This is a genomic window from Pantoea allii (assembly GCF_046529425.1).
Classification (GTDB): domain Bacteria; phylum Pseudomonadota; class Gammaproteobacteria; order Enterobacterales; family Enterobacteriaceae; genus Pantoea; species Pantoea allii.
In genome coordinates, this window is sequence record NZ_CP125958.1 from 1,322,243 (window position 1) to 1,341,090 (window position 18,848).

At 51.9% G+C, this 18,848-nt stretch carries 15 protein-coding genes; 8 read left to right on the plus strand and 7 right to left on the minus strand.

The window, feature by feature from the left end; translation table 11 throughout:
- Positions 1 to 102: 102 nt before the first annotated feature.
- Together QNH99_RS06520 and QNH99_RS06525 are read left to right on the plus strand one after the other, a co-directional pair.
- On the plus strand, positions 103 to 2,370 hold the full coding sequence (locus QNH99_RS06520) for a type VI secretion system Vgr family protein (protein ID WP_256853033.1): 2,268 nt from the start codon (positions 103 to 105) through the stop codon (positions 2,368 to 2,370).
- A 10-nt stretch (positions 2,371 to 2,380) separates the two neighbouring features.
- Positions 2,381 to 2,743 (plus strand): hypothetical protein, encoded by a 363-nt coding sequence (locus tag QNH99_RS06525; protein WP_218995370.1) that lies wholly within the window; start codon positions 2,381 to 2,383, stop codon positions 2,741 to 2,743.
- 322 nt (positions 2,744 to 3,065) lie between these two features.
- Here QNH99_RS06525 and QNH99_RS06530 read toward each other — a convergent pair whose 3' ends face one another.
- Positions 3,066 to 4,085: an alpha/beta hydrolase gene (locus QNH99_RS06530; RefSeq protein WP_096012822.1), complete on the minus strand. Its 1,020-nt coding sequence runs from the start codon at positions 4,083 to 4,085 to the stop codon at positions 3,066 to 3,068.
- Between the two features lie 362 nt (positions 4,086 to 4,447).
- Between QNH99_RS06530 and QNH99_RS06535 the strand changes: the two genes are divergently transcribed.
- The gene (locus tag QNH99_RS06535; RefSeq protein WP_410517459.1) at positions 4,448 to 6,418 is read left to right on the plus strand and encodes a tetratricopeptide repeat protein; all 1,971 of its coding nucleotides are present in this window, start codon (positions 4,448 to 4,450) and stop codon (positions 6,416 to 6,418) included.
- A gap of 446 nt (positions 6,419 to 6,864) precedes the next feature.
- Entirely contained in the window at positions 6,865 to 7,638 is a 774-nt protein-coding gene (locus tag QNH99_RS06540; protein ID WP_096012825.1) for a DUF3750 domain-containing protein, read from the plus strand.
- Between the two features lie 117 nt (positions 7,639 to 7,755).
- Here the strand turns inward: QNH99_RS06540 and QNH99_RS06545 are convergent, their stop codons facing one another.
- Positions 7,756 to 7,935, minus strand: a complete 180-nt coding sequence (locus QNH99_RS06545) for a DUF2158 domain-containing protein (protein WP_063880551.1) — start codon at positions 7,933 to 7,935, stop codon at positions 7,756 to 7,758.
- A gap of 189 nt (positions 7,936 to 8,124) precedes the next feature.
- Here QNH99_RS06545 and QNH99_RS06550 point away from each other — a divergent pair, with 189 nt between their 5' ends.
- Together QNH99_RS06550 and QNH99_RS06555 are read left to right on the plus strand one after the other, a co-directional pair.
- Positions 8,125 to 8,388 (plus strand): hypothetical protein, encoded by a 264-nt coding sequence (locus QNH99_RS06550; RefSeq protein WP_096012826.1) that lies wholly within the window; start codon positions 8,125 to 8,127, stop codon positions 8,386 to 8,388.
- A 1-nt stretch (position 8,389) separates the two neighbouring features.
- The gene (locus QNH99_RS06555) at positions 8,390 to 8,893 is read left to right on the plus strand and encodes a helix-turn-helix transcriptional regulator (protein WP_096012827.1); all 504 of its coding nucleotides are present in this window, start codon (positions 8,390 to 8,392) and stop codon (positions 8,891 to 8,893) included.
- On the opposite strand, the gene mgtE is transcribed toward QNH99_RS06555, so the two are convergent.
- The 5 genes from mgtE to ppk1 form a co-directional block, all read right to left on the minus strand.
- The gene (mgtE, locus tag QNH99_RS06560; RefSeq protein ID WP_410517460.1) at positions 8,894 to 10,327 is read right to left on the minus strand and encodes a magnesium transporter; all 1,434 of its coding nucleotides are present in this window, start codon (positions 10,325 to 10,327) and stop codon (positions 8,894 to 8,896) included.
- A gap of 124 nt (positions 10,328 to 10,451) precedes the next feature.
- A complete protein-coding gene (locus QNH99_RS06565; protein WP_063880548.1) occupies positions 10,452 to 10,637 on the minus strand; it encodes a YfgG family protein in 186 nt (61 codons plus the stop codon).
- 98 nt (positions 10,638 to 10,735) lie between these two features.
- Positions 10,736 to 11,374, minus strand: coding sequence for a tellurite resistance methyltransferase TehB (gene tehB, locus QNH99_RS06570; protein WP_172896757.1), 639 nt, complete (start codon positions 11,372 to 11,374; stop codon positions 10,736 to 10,738).
- Between the two features lie 2 nt (positions 11,375 to 11,376).
- Positions 11,377 to 12,900: an exopolyphosphatase gene (gene ppx, locus QNH99_RS06575; RefSeq protein WP_063880547.1), complete on the minus strand. Its 1,524-nt coding sequence runs from the start codon at positions 12,898 to 12,900 to the stop codon at positions 11,377 to 11,379.
- A gap of 5 nt (positions 12,901 to 12,905) precedes the next feature.
- Entirely contained in the window at positions 12,906 to 14,966 is a 2,061-nt protein-coding gene (ppk1, locus tag QNH99_RS06580) for a polyphosphate kinase 1 (RefSeq protein WP_063880546.1), read from the minus strand.
- Positions 14,967 to 15,120: 154 nt separating this feature from the next.
- Here ppk1 and QNH99_RS06585 point away from each other — a divergent pair, with 154 nt between their 5' ends.
- Positions 15,121 to 17,217, plus strand: a complete 2,097-nt coding sequence (locus tag QNH99_RS06585) for an ABC transporter permease subunit (protein WP_410517461.1) — start codon at positions 15,121 to 15,123, stop codon at positions 17,215 to 17,217.
- The gene (pstA, locus tag QNH99_RS06590) at positions 17,214 to 18,848 is read left to right on the plus strand and encodes a phosphate ABC transporter permease PstA (protein WP_410517462.1); all 1,635 of its coding nucleotides are present in this window, start codon (positions 17,214 to 17,216) and stop codon (positions 18,846 to 18,848) included. Before QNH99_RS06585 ends, pstA begins: the two co-directional genes overlap by 4 nt.

An 18,848-nucleotide genomic window follows, 5' to 3' on the forward strand; every position in this document is an offset into this window, starting at 1 on the left:
AGCTTGATAGCAGTATTAGGCACTTAATTGTTAAGTACGCACTACATTTACGCTGGATGTTTCAACTCAATCTCGGTTGGTTATGTTTCAAGGAGGTAATGAATGTTTAACCGCATTACAGTAATCCCGCCAGCAGGCGCGGAATCCTTGCTGTTCTGGAAATTGAATGGTACAGAAGTAATGTCCCGATCATTCACCCTGAACGTTACTATGCTCAGCCAAGATGAAAATATTGATCGTAAAGCGCTACTTGGAAAATCGTTGACAGTGTTCGTTCCCACTCAGAGTCTGCAGCCTCGTTATTTCAACGGTAAAATAACGGAGGTAAACCTTCAGGGGACTGAGCTGAACGGGATTCGTTATGCGGTTTATCTCTTCAAAATTGAATCTGATTTATGGCCACTACTCCGAAATCGAGATCAGCGTATTTTTCAGAATCAGCGGGTTCCTGATATTGTTAAGACCATCCTGTCCGAATATGATGTACAGGTTGAAGACAAGCTTACTGGCGAATACCGTAACTGGGAATATTGTGTTCAGTATCAGGAGAGTAGCTACGAATTTATTTCACGGTTGATGGAACTTGAAGGAATATATTTCTTTTTCCGACACGATGCGGAATCGCATACGCTTGTGCTAATGGATTCAGCAGTGAGTCATCAACCTTTCAATGGTTATGAAGTTATTCCTTACCATATCAGCCCGTCAGGTGGTACAACCAGTGAGGAAGGCATAGGGAAATGGGCTATAAGTGAACGAGTAATGCCAGGTCTTTACAGCATAGATGACTATGATTTTAGGAAACCTCATGCCTGGATGTTTCAGGCTCGGCAGAACCCCGCTTCACCCTCGCCAGGTCAAATAGATTATTATGAGTGGCCGGGAAGATTTGTTGATCAGCAGCATGGTGAATTTTATGCACGTATTCGCCAGGAAGAATGGCAGGCAGAACAGCAACGCGTTGATGCTTCCGGTACGGCACTTGGCATTGCGCCAGGATACACTTTTACTCTCTCTGCGCCGCCCTATAAAGCTAATAGTAATGAATACCTTGTTGTCAGCGCAGATTATACATTTGAAGAAAACAGCTATGCTAGCGGTAGCGTCACCGATAGTATCCATAAGATAAATTTTGCAGTGATTCCTGCAGATATTAATTTTCGCTCGCAACAACGAACAGAATGGCCACGAACCCATGGGCCGCAAACAGCTCGCGTCGTTGGACCTGTTGGAGAGACCATCTGGACTGACAGGTATGGTAGGGTAAAAGTGAAGTTTCACTGGGACAGGCATGCCAAAGGCGATGACACTAGCTCTTGCTGGGTTCGTGTATCAAGTGCATGGGCTGGTCAGGGCTTTGGCGGTGTACAAGTACCTCGAGTTGGAGACGAAGTCGTTATCGACTTTATTAACGGCGATCCAGACAGGCCAATAATTACTGGACGAGTATATAACGAAGCCAGTATGCCTCCATGGGAATTGCCAGCCGCCGCGACAGTGATGGGTTTTATGACTCGAAGTAAAGATGGTAATAAAGACAATGCCAGCCACCTTTTTTTTGAAGATAATCCAGGTTATGAACTTGTTGATTTGCATTCAGAAAAGGATATGAAGGTTTCAGTTGAAAATGATCAGAACGTAAGTATTGATGGCAACCGTAACACCGCGATAAAAAAAGAACAAAACGATAATATTTCCGGGGATGCAACCTTTCATTATCACCAAAAGCGTACGACTACCGTTGATAATATCGAAACGAAAAACTTCAATAATGGTGAGCACACGACTATACAAAAAGGAAGAACGCTAAAAGTCTTAGATGGTGGAGATACCGTCGAGGTAACAAGTTACCGTGATACTACCATTAACGGTAGAGAGTCCCATCACGTAACCGGCAAACTGACAGAAACGTATAATCAGGGCTTGAATACGACCATCGATAGTGGTGGTAAAGTTGAAACCATTAATGACGGTGTACTAGTAAATATTAATAGCGGAAACTGGACGCAGAACGTTAATGACGGCACTATCACTATATATAGTCCGCATGATATTACCTTACGTAGCACCACGAAAATAAACCTTGACGCACCAAATATTAAAAGCAAAGCAAAAGCTCATAATGAAAGTTTTACTGGAAACTCTTTCAGCGTTACTGGGTTTTCAGAAAGTTTTACTGGCGCTTCTTTTGGCTTTACGACCTCAACAATTAGTACATCCGTCATGAGTGTGTCAGTTGGTGCATTTTCAATAAAAAACAAACCTTTCGAGCTTAAACGCCACGACAATAAAATTCAGTTTGTTAGTGGAACAGAAACAACACTATCTAGTTTTCGCTCTTTTCTGAGCGCGTTAACCACTTTTGTTTAAGAAGATGAAAATGGCAAATTTAGCTATGTGGAGTCTGATAATCGCAACGGCGATTATTGTAATGATCGTTATTATAGGCATTCGCAATTCCGTTTTGGCGGCACGCGGCAATGAGTCCACAATGCAGGATGGTACGGAAACGACGGCCCTAATTATTAATGCAGTGCAGCATCGCAATCAGAATGCTGAGGGACGCCTCTCAATCAATCTTACCGTCGAATTCACCGCTGGGACTGAAAAAATCCTGACGCAAAAAGACGTAGTGGTGAAAATTTTCAATGCAGATGAGTTCAAGCCGGGACGGCAGGTGACTATACGTTATAGAAATGACTCGCCGTCGAAAATCGTGGTGTTGGGCAACGAAATTAATTAAAACTCAATATAATCAGTGGGTTAAGTTTAACCGATGTGTAAGCATGGCTTTCATTACAGAGGTAATCTGTTGGATTTTAACGCCAATAATAAGTAGGACCGGCATGAGTATCTAAAAAACGACAGATAACGGCTTGTGCCATTATGAGAAAACCAATACCCGAATTTATAATCGACTTATTAAGAAAAAAGCCCCTTTGGTAGCTTTGAGACAAATAAATAACCAGCCGTTATTCTTCGGCTGGTCAAACGTTATCGTTTACATTAATGTTGTTCTGGCCACAATTTTTTATGAGCCATCTTATCTCTGGAAAGAAATGAACTTATTTTAAATGTTCCTTCAATTCCGCTGACGCCTGGCCAATCGCCGTACGCACGGTAGGCTCTTTACTCAAGGCATTCAGCAAACCAAAGTCGTGAATCATGCCGTTATAGCGGGTAACCGTCACCGGTACACCGGCGGCATCCAGCTTACGACCAAAGGCTTCACCTTCATCGCGCAGCACGTCGAGTTCGGCAGTCTGAATCAGCGTTGGCGGTAAACCTGCCAGTTGTGCCTCAGTGGCACGCAGCGGAGAAGCCAGAATGTTATTCCGATCTTTATCTGACGTGGTGTAGTTATCCCAGAACCACTTCATCATGTTTCGGGTCAGGAAATAGCCGTTGGCGAATTGCTGATAAGAAGCATCATCAAAGCGGGCATCGGTAACAGGCCACAGCATCACATCGTAACGAATCGCCGGGGTTTTATGTTGTTTGGCCTGCAGCGCGACGGCGGCCACCATGTTGCCTCCCACGCTGTTACCGACCAGCGCCAGGCGCTTACCGTCAACGCCAATTTCCGCACCGTGTTCGGCTACCCATTTTGTCGCTTCATAAGCCTGGTTAATCGCGACCGGATAATGGGCTTCCGGTGATGGCTCGTAATTCACAAATACCGCCGCAGCGCCGGATTCGTTCACAAGGTCTCGCACCAGACGTTCGTGCGTCGGGAAGTCACCCAGCACCCAGCCGCCACCGTGGAAGAACATGAATACCGGGAGCACTCCGCTGGCGTGTTCGGGTTTAACAATCGTTAGTTTGAGTGGTTTGCCCAATGCTGTGATGGTTTTTTCAGAAATCTGTGCTGGCGGCAGCGCGGCGCCTTGCTGCGCGCCTGTCAGCACTGCGCGTGCTTCTTTCGGCGTTAAGGTTTCGATGGGCTTGCCGCCGCCGCTGTTAAGGGCTTTAAGAAAGGCGGCGACACCAACGGTAGGTTCAGGCGCATTCTCCACAGGGCTGGCCCATGCTGATGTGATCTGGCTGGCTAACAATAAAGCACCTGCGGTGAGTTTCACGTTCATTTTGATTTCCTTGTGTTTGCGATTAAGTAGTGCACTATTTAGTTTGGCTAAGATGGCAGGATTTTATCGTGTTGTAAACTATTAAATAGTGCGCTACTTAATATTTTCTCTCTGATGCGATAAGAATGTGAATGACGAAAGGCAAAAGGAAGAGGCGCGGCATCGCTATTGGACGGCATTTTTTAACTATTTGCCCGTTGGTTAATCAATTTCGTGCCAGCTGTTTTTTTGAGCGCTACACTCATATCTGTGCCGCTACGCTGTCAGTCGGTAAAACCGCCTCAGGGCGCGAACACAGGCGGCATGATGAAGGCTGGCAATCAGGCTGTCTGATGTCTCACTACTCAAGGATTGAATTAACCATGTTTAAGCGTCTTCTCTCTTCTCTGCGCAATAAAAACCAACCCGCCGATACCGCACCAGACGAGCCCGCTCAAGAACGGGAGATGATTGTTGCTTACGATGCTCATGGACAGGAAATGTACATTGCACGCAATGAATGGCGTGAGAAGGTCTTTCTGCCGGATCTGGAAAAGAAGTGGGATGATGCGGACGCGTTGTACACCGCGATTCTGATGGGGTTGAAAGACGCCTTTGCTTCCGATCTGGTTGCGGCAGCGGAGCGCCTGGTGGACATTGACAGCAATCCCGAGCGAAGTCATACCCTTCACGGCATCGTACTGATGAAAACCGGCCAACTGGATGCGGCAGAACAAACCCTGCGCCAGGGAATCGATAAATCAGGCGCGACAGGAACCTTACTCACTAATCTGGCGAAAGTCTTTTCCGAGCGTGGTGAGGATAAACAGGCAGATGACACGCTCTGGCAGGCCATTCAAACGGACCCCAACCTCGACAATGGCTTACTCTGGTGGGCGAGCATCCAGCGCGAGCGGGGTGGTGATGAGGCCTATATCGAGGGCTTACGCAGCATTGCCGCGATGCCGGGAAGCTGGCGGGCACAGCTCTGGATGGCCCGTTTTTATCTGGAGCATAACGAAACCGACAAGGCTCGCGGACTTTATGACGAGGTACTGTCGGGTGGACGGTACGATTCTGACGCGCTGTATATGATCTCTGGTGACCTGGGACGAAATGGCGAGATTCCCCTTCTGATTTCGCTGGTTGCGCCTCATTACGATGTTCAAAAGCACGATCCTATGGCCGGTATAAATTTATTGCAGGCTTATCTTGAGCAGGACCAGACGGAGCAGGGGCTCAAGCTTCTTAACCAGCTGTATGCACTCAATTTTGCCCCGATCAAGCAGCATCTTGATTATTACAGACAAGCGTTTGAAGAGAAACGTCGCCAAACGGAACCCGTTCAGCAGGTGGCGCCTGATGATGTGAAAATCACAACGTTATCTGTCACGCAGCCCATTTGGCATTACGGCTTATGCAAAGCCGACTGGCTGTTTAACCAAAAATCCGAAGAGACAGCGAAGATCGGTTTCTTTGCGTTATCAAAAATACCTGATGGATTAGCAGCCCAGGGCATACAGCGTGAAGACGAGCTTGGCCGCCTGTCGCGCGCGATTCCGCTCTATCTGGCTGAAGCCGTACATTACTGGAGTGATTATGCGGCGTGCACCTATTTTCTGATGGCGGAGGGCCATGGTCCTGTTCTCACTGGCCAACCGATGGTGGGTGAGGATATTTATGAGATCCTGCCTCCTGACATGAAGTATGTGGTGACGGGGGAAATTGGCTGCACTGGCGAGGGCGAACAGCGTCGTTGGCAGATTGCGTTGTCGCTGTGGAACTGCACCACGCGCAGTAAACAGTTGACTGAAACTGAAGAGGCAACGGATGCCGGGTTAGGCAACGTGATGCAGGAGCTGGAGCGAAAATTACTGATGCAGGCCGGCCTGAAGCGCGAACATCCACTGGATGCCTTTTATCAACGTCCTCCGGCTGACGCGTTGCCTGTCTATCTGACCGGGCTGGGGCAATCGTTAATGCTGACGTTGCTGGCTAACCAACAGGTTCCGTATTCGGAGGTCTGGAATGAGCGCGCTATGTTGGACTTGCCGCTGAATATTTCCCTTCGCTGGCCATCCCTGACTGCCGCTAAAATCATGTATCTTTCCGGGTTGGGCAAAGCTTTCGATTATCACTCCGAGGCACTGCCGGGTTACCAGACATCCAGTCTGGAATGGCTGAGAATGGAGAGCAGTCAACACAGCGTGATCGCAGGACTCGCGCCGCTGATGTGGAAAATATTTGGCATCGAAGGTGAGATAAACTCACGCAGCCAACCTGTCGCGCCGGAGGCGCAGCAGCGCTATGAAGCGTGGTTGCAGCGTGTAGCGGAAAAGGCGATAACAGGCTAGTTTTCAGACGGCGGGTTCAAGATAACCTATGCTGTTGTTGAAATCGCCAGGCATGAAATGCACCTGGAATCTGTTATCCGCCTCGTGCGTGGGTGAAGTGCAGGCTTCGCGTGCCTTCGGGATTGGATCTGACGCCTTCCGTACTGACCGCAAAGCAAAGGGCAGCCCAGACCGGTTGCCCGCTGAATGCGGGCGGCGAGTATCCCTGTTTACTTCTTGAGCCTGGGCGGGTTTCAGGCTGGCTGATTCTGCGTATAGCCCGCCTCTGAGCATGCTGGTGGTGACAGCCATCACGGCCTTTTAACGTTGCGTGATGGCGGGCATTACGTCAGCAGCCACTAACCAGCGGGAGTGAATATTGCGATGACATCGCAGCATAGTTAGTGAATACAAACCCTATATTTCATTGCAAAATCATCCCTTATCTTTTACCTGCAGGAACCGCGATGCTGCCTCTGAAAATCTTCAGTCTCTGTTTTCTCACCGTAATTTTGCTGTCGCTTGCGGCCAGCCTGGCGCAAGCCACTCATGGTAACAACGCTACCGGCCAGGGTGGCTGGGCGACGGCGCGCCGGGATTCGGCTGGCGTTGCGCCCGATCCCCATGCTCATGCCAGTCAGGCTATTGTTCAGGTCTATGCCGCACCGACATACGGCTGGAAAGGCGCAATCGCAGTGCATCCGTGGATTATCTTTAAACGTGCAGGTGAAACCCGCTATACACGTTACGAAGTGATTAGCTGGGGCAGTGGCGATAAAGTCAGGCGCAATTCATCCCTGCCTGATGGCTACTGGTACGGAGCAAAACCGCGGCTGCTGGTTGAGCACCGCGGCCCCGATGCGCAAAAAATGATCCCGCAAATTGAAGCCGCCATAAAATCCTATCCCTGGCCTACCACCTATCATGCCTGGCCTGGACCCAACAGTAATACCTTTATGGCGCACATCGGTCGTAACGTGCCCGCCTTGCAGCTTGACTTGCCCGCCAACGCACTGGGAAAAGACTACCGGCCATTATGGCGTCCGGTGGGGTTACCGCCTTCAGGTCGTGGGGTTCAGGTGTCGATACTCGGCGTAGCAGGCATCACCTTAGGGGCGGAAGAGGGGATTGAATTCAATCTTTTGGGGTTAAGCGCGGGAATAGGCTTTTCCCCGTTTCGGTTGCGGCTGCCCTTTATCGGTGGTTTAGGCAGCAATAACCTGCAGGAAAATAAAATCTGACGGCCGAATAGCCCGGAATAGGGCAATCAGAAAAGGTTACCCGGAAGCCAGGCTCCCGGGTAACCGAACGGCCGGTTGCCTTAACCGTTGCGGTCGGTGTGAGTCACGTCATCCCTTTTAACAGACGCCAAAATCGCCCTCTTCATGGTAGAGATTGACGCTTTCTGCGTTAACTTCAATTTCCTTTTTGCTGGCATCGTCCACGCGAGCGCACCACAGTGTTTCACCATCGGCACGCAGTACGACCATTTTGGGTCCGCCCGTTTTCGCTTGTACCAGGTCATCAGTTTTAAACATATTTCCTCCGTTGTTATCTTCGATTGTCGTCCATCACGTCAGGCTGACACTTTTTTGCGTAATCCTTTCCATTTTAGTCGCAACCTGTTTTACCTGCCGCCAGACAGCCCGCATGCTGCCCCTGTACCGCACGAATGACACTTTAGTTGTCAGTTGACAACCCTCTAAAAACAAGGAATGATAGGCGCCATGGTGGACAGAAAGCGACATCCCAGCAAAGAGATTGAAGCCGCCTTATGTTACGCAGAATCACAGGGGTGGCTCGTGGTGGCTACGGGTCATCACGCATGGGGCAAAATGTACTGTCCGGCAAATCTGTCGACGTGCCGCTGTGGGGAATACTGTCTGACCTGCATCTGGCGCACCCCAAAAAATGCCCATAACCATGCCAGAGCGCTGCGGCGCGTAGTAGATAACTGTACCGTTACTGATACGTTAAAAAGAGGGAATTAATATGACGGAATATCATTTCATCTTGCGGTTTGAATTGCCTGAATCAGCGGGGTCCATTGATGCGTTACTGGAAAAACTGGCGGAGGCAGGATGCGATGATGCATTGGTCGGTGCCGGTGTGGCAGGCAAGCTGGCGCTGGAATTTACGCGCCACGCCGACTCGGCGAGCCACGCACTCAGCAGTGCGATAGCAGATGTGCAGTCTGCTATTCCTGGCGCATTGATGGTTGAAGCCGCGCCTGATTTTGTCGGCTTAACCGATGTTGCAGACCTGATTGGCGTATCACGTCAGAACATGCGCAAACTGATGCTGACGCACAGCAAACAGTTTCCGTTACCGGTACACGATGGCAAAACGGCTATCTGGCATTTAGCTGATGTGTTGGAGTGGCTGGGGCAGCGCAATCACTACCAGCTGCCCGCGGTCACCTGCGAACTGGCACAGGTGACACGTCGACTGAATGTCATGGGATCGCTGCAGCGCTACGGTTATCAAAACCAGTAATCAATGCGGTATCAGGAAGATCGTCGCCAGGCCCAGGAAAATAAAAAAACCACCGGTATCGGTGATGGCGGTAATTAATACGCTGGAGCCCACGGCGGGATCGCGTTTCATTTTGGTCATGACCAGCGGCACCATCACACCCATTATGGCTGCCAGCAAAAGATTCAGCACCATGGCCAGCATCATGACGCCGCCCAGCGCCATGTTGTCGTACATAAGCCAGGTGATACCGCCCATAATCGCGCCCCAGAACAGGCCGTTGATCAAGGCTACGCTGAGTTCGCGCATAAACAGGAACGAGAAGTTGCCCGGTTCAACCTGATGCAGCGCAAGGGCGCGGACAATCATCGTGATGGTCTGATTGCCGGTATTACCGCCAATACCGGCAATAATCGGCATTAACGTGGCAAGGGCGACAATTTGCGAGATAGTGTTTTCAAACAGGCCAATGACGCGGGATGCAATAAACGCCGTACATAAATTGATCGCCAGCCAGGCCCAGCGATTACGCACAGATTTACGCACCGGGGCGAAAACATCCTCTTCCTGGCTAATCCCGCCCATTTTACGGATATTGCTTTCGTTCTCTTTGTTGACCAGGTCGACAACGTCTTCAATGGTAATACGGCCAATAAGTTTACCCTGCGCATCGGTCACCGCCGCTGAGATCAGGTTATAACGTTCAAAGGCACTGGCCGCGTCTTCGGCTTTGTCGTCGAGCTGAAAGGTGGTGGGATGCGAATTCATCACGTCGCTCACCATAGTCTTAGGTTTGTTCAGCAGGATATCGGTTAGCAGTAGCTCGCCCAGCAGCTGATTGTTTTCATTGGTGATGAAGATTTTGTCTGTGCCATCCGGCATGCTTTTGCCTTTACGCAAAAAGCGCTGCACAGTGGCTAATGTGACATCCTCGCGTACCGTGAGGATATTAAAGTCCATGACCCGACCCACGCGATCACGGTCAAACTGCATCACGCTCAGGATGCGTGCTCGCAGGTTCGGCTCCAGAGAGGTCAGCAGGCGTCCTGTAAGGTCGCGCGGCAGGTAACGCACCAGCCAGGCCTGATCGTCAATATCCAGCGGTTCCATCGCCTGCAGGATGGCGCGATCGCTCATCTCTTCGGTCAGGCTGTCCCAGACGGTTTCTGAGGCTTCAACCAGTACGCGGCCGCGTTTTTCACCCGGAACCAGGCTCCAGAGTGCCAGTCGGGCTTCTTCAGGCAAGGCTTCAAGAATATCGGCAAGGTCAGCGGCGTGAAGCTGGCTGATGTCTTGCTGGAGTATTTCCCGATGTATCACATTTTCACGTTGCTGCTCAGGGGAGAGATGACTGGCTTTATCCAGTAATTCATCCACAAGGTCGTGCTCATTGAGCAGCAGCGTCAGAATACGATGACGAATTTCACTTAAACGTTGAGAGTGTGAGGCAGACACATTGCATCCCTTTAGTCTGAAAGCACCTGCACGAAGTGTAGCGTTTTGACTGGAAAAGGGATGTAAAAAATGGCGCAAGCAGCGGGATTGCGCGTCGTTTAATCAGGTTAATGACACCTTTCGATTAACGACTGTCAGAAAGCGTCGTGATCACCGGCGGTGATTCAGTTTGTTTTTGCTGGTGATGCTCGAAGGCCGCAGGCAGGATAAAAACGAGGCGACTAAACAGAATGATAAAACTGATCAGTAAAACAATCCGCGTCATGCTGACGCTTTTTTTACGTCTTCGTGGAGAAAGGGCGCTGTTCACGCAGGGTAATTCCTGTAATAACCCAAACCGGGCGACAGCAATATTTAGTCACAGTCGCCCAGTGAAATCAACCGTTGTTTAAAAAAAACACAACTGTGTTAATAACTGGCTTTCTGCGCCAACAGCGTGGCAAAGCGGCAGTTAATCCGGTTGCCGTTTTCATCTTTGCGATGTAGCTGTCCCCAGTTTTCGTTGTACTTCACAATATGCCAGTTGCGGTAGTAATGACTTAACTCACCCGATTTAAAGGCAAACGGGAAGTCAGACGGGCAGGGCGCGTCCTCGGTATTCATGGCCGCAACAATCAGGTTAAAGCCGTTTTTCACCGTACAGGCCTGCATATCGGCAATAAGCTGCGGGATCGTTCCCGGTTGTAAAAACATCATTACCACGGTGGAGAGCACCACTTGGTAGGCCCCATTAAAACGCACCTGGTTCAGATCCTGTTGGGCCGTATGAATGCCGGTCAGGCCTTCGGTGGCAATAATGTGATTCAGGCGATCCAGGCTGGCGGGATTATGGTCCCAGGCCGTGACTTCAAAACCATGTTGATTCAGGAACAGCGTGTTACGCCCGCTTCCGCATCCCAGATCAAGCGCTTTTCCGGGCGTCAACTGAGGTAAGGCTTCGACCACTTCAGAATGGGTCGGTGTTAAGCCATAGGTCTCGGCAAAATAATTATCGGTTCGTAATGTCATCGTCGTCGGTTCAGTGATGCGGGCAGTCAATGCCCGCATTGTCAGGCTTCTGCGAGAATCAGTTTCCAGCCGGTTACTTCATCCCAGTAGGTTTGCTCACGCTCAAGATCGAGTTGCACCAGGTTATTCTGATTGAAATAGCCTGCCGGGAAGGTGAGCGTCCAGTGACCGTCATCGCAGGTCAGTTTTAACGAATCCGGGCGCGTCGTGGCCTGGCGCTGGTTGTTCAGTAAGGTGCCCAGACGAAGCAGAAAGATCAGGGGTAAAAACTGCTTCTTCTTGAACAACGTCACGCGTGGCAGCTCATCCACCTTCACCGCTTTACGGTGAAATCTGACCAGCGCCGCCAACAGCATTTGCTGATCCTGATTGAAGCCCGGCAGGTTAGTGTTCTGCAAAATATAGGCAGAATGGCGCTGTAAACCACTGTGGTTAATGGTCAGCCCGACCTCATGCAACATGGCTGCCCATTTTAACAGCGCAGCCAGCTGTGGATTCGCCAGTTTGGGATTTTGATCGCGCCACTGCAGATAAAGCTGTTCAGTCGTTTCCAGTACGCGCCGGGCCTGATCGCTGTCAATGGCATAGTGATTAGCCAGGCTCTGGGCTGTACGGCTGCGAATATCCTGATGACGGAAACGGCCTTCCATTTCATACAGCACGCCTTCCCGGAGGGCGCCATCACTCAGCGTCAGCTCACGGATGGCGAGTGCATCAAACACGCCACAGAGAATGGCTAAGCCGGGAACAAATACGCTTTTACGCTCTTCAGACAGACCCGGCAGGCTCAGCGCCGCAAAGGATTTGTGCTTAATGACTTCATCGTAAAGCATGGTCAGGCGCTCGGGCGTAATCAGCTTCTCTTTCTCGCCCATGGCCAGCAGCACTTCGCAGGCCGCTTTGATGGTGCCCGATGCGCCCAGCGCATACTGCCAGCCGTGCAGACGATACTGCCACGCCAGCGTTTCCAGCTTTTGAGTGGCGGCCAGGCGAGCGCGACGAAAGTTCTCTACGCTGATTTCACCGCCAGGGAAATAAAGCTGGGCAAAACTGACGCAGCCCATACGACGGCTTTCCACCAGTTGCGGCTCAAAATCCTCGCCGATAACCAATTCCGTTGACCCGCCGCCGATGTCGATCACCAGCTTGCGGCCTTTTTCTGGCTGAGTATGCTCGACGCCCATAAAAATCAGGCGAGCTTCTTCGTGGCCGGAAATCACCTCAATCGGATAGGGAATGACCTCTGCTGCACGCTGCAAAAAGGTTTCGGCGTTCACCGCCTGGCGTAACGTATGGGTGCCCACAATCGTCACGTTGCTGGCGTTAAAGCCCTGCAGGCGTTCAGCAAACAGCGCCAGGCAGTTCAGCCCGCGTTCCATTGCCTCTTCGCTCAGGTAATTTTTGGCATCCAGACCATCGGCCAGATGTACCCGTTGCTTCAGACGCCCCAGAACCTGCAAAGCACCATCCACCACGCGGGCAATTACCATGTGGAAACTATTGGAACCAAGGTCAATTGCCGCAAACTCTTGAGGTTTCGGCGTACTTTTTTGGGAGATTGGCATAGGCGTTATTCAGGTTGTTCCAGCTTCTTAATGTAATCGTAAATAGCCATCTGCGACCGCACTTTACGACGATTGCCGCGCTGAACGTACTGGTTAGTCAGCTCTTTATCGACAACCCGGGCTTTAACGGTGTCGCTGAGCTGAATAGCAATAATGTCCAGAATGCGCTGCTTTATTTGTGGATCAAGGATCGCTACGGCAACTTCGATGCGATAATCAATGTTACGCGTCATCCAGTCAGCGGATGAAAGAAACACTTTCTTATCACCACCGTTTTCAAAAATATAAACACGGTCGTGTTCCAGGAAGCGGTCAACGATACTGATTACGCGAATATTTTCACTGATCCCGGGCAAGTCTGGAATCAATGAGCACATTCCGCGCACCAGTAAATTAACATTTACGCCCACGCTGGATGCGGTATAAAGCCTGTCTACCAGCCCTTTGTCCACCAGGTTGTTAATTTTCAGCGTAATCCCACTGGGGCGTTTTTGCTGGGCATTGGCTATCTCGTTATCGATCAAATCATACAGCATCCGACGTGAGTTTTGCGGAGAAACCATTAAATGGTCAAAGGTCACCGGACGGTAAGGGTTTTCGATAAAGTTGAACACCCGGCGCACTTCATTGGTGATACGAGCATCGGCGGTTAACAGGGAATAGTCCGTGTAGAGCCTTGCCGTTTTTTCGTTGAAGTTACCGGTGCCGATGTGGGCGTAGCGCACGATCTCTTCGCCTTCACGTCGGGAAATTAAAAACAGTTTGGCGTGAATCTTCAGGCCGGGTGCCGAGAAAATAACGTGCACACCGGCTTCAGTCAGACGTTTCGCCCAGTAAATATTGGCTTCTTCATCAAAGCGGGCCTGAAGTTCCACTACAACCGTGACTTTCTTCCCGTTATAGGCGGCGTGAATCATCGCATCCATGATGCGGGAATGTTTGGCGACGCGGTAAATATTGATTTTAATCGCCAGCACGCTCGGGTCGAATGACGCCTGACGTAACAATTCCAGCACATGCTCGAAGGTGTGATAGGGATAGTAAAGCAGCACGTCGCGGTTACGAATGGCATCAAAGCCGTTGCGGAAACCATCAAAGCCAATATGACGGATTTGCGGCATCGGCCGGTTAATCAGGTTGTTTTTCCCGACATTAGGGAAGCCGATAAAATCTTTAAAGTTGTGGTAACGGCCGCCCGCCAGGACGGAGTCATAATTTGAAATCGACAGTTTGTCGCACAGCAGCGCCACCATCGAGTCCGGCATGTCACGCTGGTAAACAAACCGCACAGGTTCAGCCGTCAGACGTTGTTTCAGACTGGAGGACATCAGTTCCAGCAGGCTGGACTCCATTTCCGTTACCAGATCGTACTCTGCGTCACGCGTCATTTTCATCGAATAAGCGTTGAGCGTGTCGTAGTCATAAAACCCCTTGAAGATATCATCCAGGCAATAGCGCAGGATGTTATCTAACAGGATCATCGGCTTACGGCGACGTGGCGGTTCAGCTGGCAGATTAATAAAGCGCGGCACCTTGTCGGAGGGGATCTCCAGCAGGGCGTACTGAATATCCTGACCGCGAATAATTTCAACGGCCAGGTACGTGTAATCGTCTTTAAGAAACTCGGTCAGGTCGGTTTCATGGGTAATCAGAATCGGTGTGATGTGCTGACGCAGTTCATGCTTGAAATAGTGGCGCAGCCAGCTTTGCTGATTGGGGGAAAGCTGACGCTCATTAATCAGGAAGATTTGATTGCGCGCCATCTCCAGCAGCAGGTCGTTATACAGGGCATCAAATTCCTGATCTGATTTCAGGACGCGCTGTTGAATCTTCTTTAATAAATGACGTGGCGTACTGGCAGAGCCTTGCTCTTCGCCAATCAGGATACGTCGTTTCAAATCGGCAAAACGTACCTTGTAAAATTCGTCGAGGTTGTTCGAGTAAATACCTAAGAAACGCATACGTTCAATCAGCGGATTACTTTTATCTGCCGCTTCCTGCAAAACACGTTCGTTAAAGCACAACCAGCTCATTTCTTTTTCGATATAAAGCTTTACCTGACCCATTCTCACTCCGTATGACGGTTGCAGGACTGACGACGATACAGTATCCAACTGCATTATGGCGAGAGTATGGCAAGGTTGTCCAACGGCAAAAGTTGTCTTATCAACCAGCTACGGGCAACATAGCGACTCATTTCCGCCGGATAATCAGGGCCGCATGAGCGTAAACCATATTCCTGTGCAGTTTAGCGATCGCCGACGACGTGCGATTGACCGCTTTACGCGGCGCCTCGTCACGTCTTGCGGGGTGGCTATTCTGCTACTGATGATGCTGCTGTTCTTCTGGTTGCTTTGGGTGGTCCTGCCGCTGTTCAGCGCGCCGGGCGTGCAAAGCATCAGCAGCCAACGACTGTGGGACTCGGCCCCGGCCCTGGCGATTGGCAACCAGGGAACCCTGGGCTGGCGAATCAGCAGTGATGGTAAGGCGCGATTTATTCCGCTGAATGGCCAACCGGCGGCACCGGCTTTAGCACTGTCATCCGTTCCACAGCAAATCGTGACCAGCGCAGACGACAGGACATTACTGCTTAATGCCCAGGGCAACTTAACGCTGCTGCAACCAGTGATAAGCCAGGGCGAGGGCGAGTGGCATTTTCCGCTAGGCGATAACGTGTTTCGGCTGCCGCAGGGTGGCATAAAAAAGATGGCGCTCGCCACGATTACCCCGGAACAGTGGCGCATTGCCGCCTCAGGTGACGCAGGATTAAGCATACTGACGCTGGGCACTAACCAGCAGGCATCGCTGATTACGCTGCCAGCCCAGCAGCCCCAACATCTGTTACTGTCGCCAAAAGGTGACCTGCTGTATACCACCGAAGGTCACCTGCTGCGGGTCTGGCAAATTGATGACGGGCGAGCATGGCTGCGCGAAACGCAGACGCTGCCTCAGGTGCCTCAACAGCTGCAGTTACTGGCTGGAGGGCAAACCCTGCTGATCCAGGATGACAGCGGCATTACCCAGTGGTTTTCCATCGCAGGTGAGCACGGTCTGCGCTTACACCCTGTGCGTACTTTTGAACACAGCGCCGGACAGGCCACGATCATCAGCGAGCCACAGCGACGGGTTTTCGCCACTTTTGATCACGCCGGCATGCTGAAAGTCTTTGCCAGTAAACAGAATGGGCCGATCCTGCAACGCCAGTTGGCCCCCGGCATTCTTCAGGCGCAATTCTCACCCCATGGCAACAGCCTGTTGCTGGAACGGCAGTCAGGCTGGGAAACGCTGAAGCTGACGAATGCCTGGCCGGATGTGACCTGGCGTAATTTCTGGCAAAAAATCTGGTATGAAAACTACCCTAAACCCGACTGGGTCTGGCAATCCACGAATGCTGGCGACAGCTATCAGGCAAAATTCAGCTTAATCCCCATGGTCGTGGGCACGCTAAAAGCGGCCAGCATGGCACTGTTGTTTGCGACACCGCTGGCGCTGGCGGCTGCCATGTATACTGCGTGGTTTATGGCGCCGGGCTTGCGCCGTTGGGTTAAGCCCGCGATTGAGATGATGGGCGCACTGCCCAGCGTGGTGATCGGACTGATAGCCGGATTATGGTTAGCGCCCCATGTGGGTCAGGCGTTAATTGGCGTGCTGTTGCTGCCCGTCACGCTTGCCGGTAGCCTGCTCGGGTGCGGCGTAGTGAGCCATCGTCTGCCTGAACGCTGGCGGCAGCCGGGGCGCGAGGTGCTGTTATTACTGCCTGTGCTGCTTGTTGTCACTCTGCTAACGTTGTGGCTGTCGACGCTGATCGTACCGGATGCCGGCGACTGGCTACCGCATTACGAGCAACGTAACCTGCTGGTGGCAGCGCTGGCGATGGGGTTTGCGCTGGTGCCCTTAATTTTTACCCTGGCAGAGGATGCGCTGTTTAGCGTACCGGCCTCGTTGGGACAAGGTTCACTGGCGCTGGGTGCCACGCCCTGGCAAACCCTGACGCGTGTGGTGCTGCCGGGCGCCTCGGCGGGCATCTTTGCCGCCCTGATGATTGGCTTTGGCAGGGCGGTCGGCGAAACCATGATTTTACTCATGGCGACCGGTAATACGCCGCAAAGTGAAGGCGGCTTGTTCAGCGGCCTGCGTACGCTTTCCGCCAATATCGCGATTGAGATGCCCGAAGCCGCGGTGGGCAGCGCCCATTATCGGATTCTGTTCTTAAGTGCGCTATTGCTGCTGATTTTTACGATGATCATTAATACCTTTGCAGAACTCATCCGCCAGCGCCTGCGCCTGCGCTTCAGTCAGTATAAGGAGCAGGCATGAAGGTGATGCGACAAAACGACCGCTGGCGCTGGTTAACGGCCGGGGCCGTGACGGTGTGTCTGCTGGCGTTTACCTTACTGATTGGGTTGCTGGGATGGCAGGGGCTACGGACGTTTTGGCCCCACAGAGTAGAACTCTATACGTTTACGCAGCCCGACGGCAGTCAAACCCGCCTGCTGGGTGAAACCCTTGAGCGGCAGTCGAAGTATCCGGCACCCGTTGAAGGGACAGACGGCCAGCGAGCCTTTCTGCACCGCTACCTGATCAAGACCGGCAATCGCGACTGGGCCGCGCCCGATTTTCGTATTGCGCTCAGCAAAGCCGCACCGGCGGTCAGTCAGCCGGACGATATCATGGTGTTACAGCGCCGCAGCCACGGCAATGCTTACGGCTGGCTTGTCGGCTTGCGCGAAGACAATGAGGCGCTGACGGCAAAGAACATCCATGCGCTACTGCAGCAGCGACTCGAACAGGTACAGCTCACTGTGCGCCAGGCCAGCGAGATCCGTCGTATTGATATGGCTCAGCTGAATCAACAACTGGATCAGTTAGACGATCAGGCTGAACAGCAGCGTGAGGAAAAGCAGTTCGATTTACAGGCGCAGTCAGAATACGACGCCAACCAGGCAGCCCTGGAACGCCGGCTTATCCAGCTCAATGAAAGACTCAACAACCTGCAAGAAGAAAGCGAGCGTGACGTGTTGATTCTGCGTGACGTTAATGGCATTGAGCACAGCATCCCACTGTCGCAGATTGTGGCCGCCTGGCAGCCCAACGCCATGACGCTAACAGAAAAAACAGGGCACTTCTTACAGCAGTTGTGGCGCTTTGTCAGCGATTCACCTGCCGAAGGCGAAAGCGATTTTGGCGTTTTCCCCGCGCTGTTCGGCACGGTGCTGATGGTGCTGCTGATGTCGGTGGTGGTCATGCCGCTGGGGGTCATCGCGGCAGTCTGGCTGCATGAATATGCCGGACGTAATGCGTTGACTCGGCTGGTGCGCATCGCGGTGGTGAATCTGGCGGGCGTGCCCTCTATTGTCTATGGTGTGTTTGGTCTGGGCTTTTTTGTCTGGCTGGTGGGCGGAACGGTCGATCGGCTGTTTTACAGCAGCGCACTGCCAAATCCCACGTTCGGCACGCCAGGCTTACTTTGGGCATCGCTGACGCTGGCCTTGCTGACCCTGCCGGTGGTGATTGTGGCAACGGAAGAGGGGTTATCACGTATTCCGGATAGCCTGAGGCAGGGATCGCTGGCGCTCGGGGCGACCCAGGCCGAAACCTTGTGGAATGTGGTGTTACCGATGGCGGTTCCGGCCATGTTAACCGGGCTGATTCTGGCGGTGGCCCGCGCGGCGGGAGAAACCGCCCCCCTGATGTTGGTTGGCGTGGTAAAAATGGTACCGGAATTGCCCGTTGATGCCGTCTTCCCCTATCTGCACCTTGACAGGAAATTCATGCATCTGGGCTTTCAGATTTATGATTTAGCCTTTCAAAGCCCTAATACAGAGGCCGACCGTCCGTTGGTTTTTGCCACGGCGCTGCTGCTGGTGTTAATTATTCTGTTGCTGAACCTGTTAGCCATGGGCCTGCGTCACCGTCTGCGTGAACGCTATCGCCTGATGACTCAATAA

Bases quoted from the DNA above. Each gene is read 5' to 3' on its own strand.
- QNH99_RS06520 (WP_256853033.1), top strand. From the start codon at position 103: ATGTTTAACCGCATTACAGTAATCCCGCCAGCAGGCGCGGAATCCTTG.
- QNH99_RS06525 (WP_218995370.1), top strand. From the start codon at position 2,381: ATGGCAAATTTAGCTATGTGGAGTCTGATAATCGCAACGGCGATTATT.
- QNH99_RS06530 (WP_096012822.1), bottom strand. From the start codon at position 4,085: ATGAACGTGAAACTCACCGCAGGTGCTTTATTGTTAGCCAGCCAGATC.
- QNH99_RS06535 (WP_410517459.1), top strand. From the start codon at position 4,448: ATGTTTAAGCGTCTTCTCTCTTCTCTGCGCAATAAAAACCAACCCGCC.
- QNH99_RS06540 (WP_096012825.1), top strand. From the start codon at position 6,865: ATGCTGCCTCTGAAAATCTTCAGTCTCTGTTTTCTCACCGTAATTTTG.
- QNH99_RS06545 (WP_063880551.1), bottom strand. From the start codon at position 7,935: ATGTTTAAAACTGATGACCTGGTACAAGCGAAAACGGGCGGACCCAAA.
- QNH99_RS06550 (WP_096012826.1), top strand. From the start codon at position 8,125: ATGGTGGACAGAAAGCGACATCCCAGCAAAGAGATTGAAGCCGCCTTA.
- QNH99_RS06555 (WP_096012827.1), top strand. From the start codon at position 8,390: ATGACGGAATATCATTTCATCTTGCGGTTTGAATTGCCTGAATCAGCG.
- tehB (WP_172896757.1), bottom strand. From the start codon at position 11,374: ATGCGGGCATTGACTGCCCGCATCACTGAACCGACGACGATGACATTA.
- ppx (WP_063880547.1), bottom strand. From the start codon at position 12,900: ATGCCAATCTCCCAAAAAAGTACGCCGAAACCTCAAGAGTTTGCGGCA.
- ppk1 (WP_063880546.1), bottom strand. From the start codon at position 14,966: ATGGGTCAGGTAAAGCTTTATATCGAAAAAGAAATGAGCTGGTTGTGC.
- QNH99_RS06585 (WP_410517461.1), top strand. From the start codon at position 15,121: ATGAGCGTAAACCATATTCCTGTGCAGTTTAGCGATCGCCGACGACGT.
- pstA (WP_410517462.1), top strand. From the start codon at position 17,214: ATGAAGGTGATGCGACAAAACGACCGCTGGCGCTGGTTAACGGCCGGG.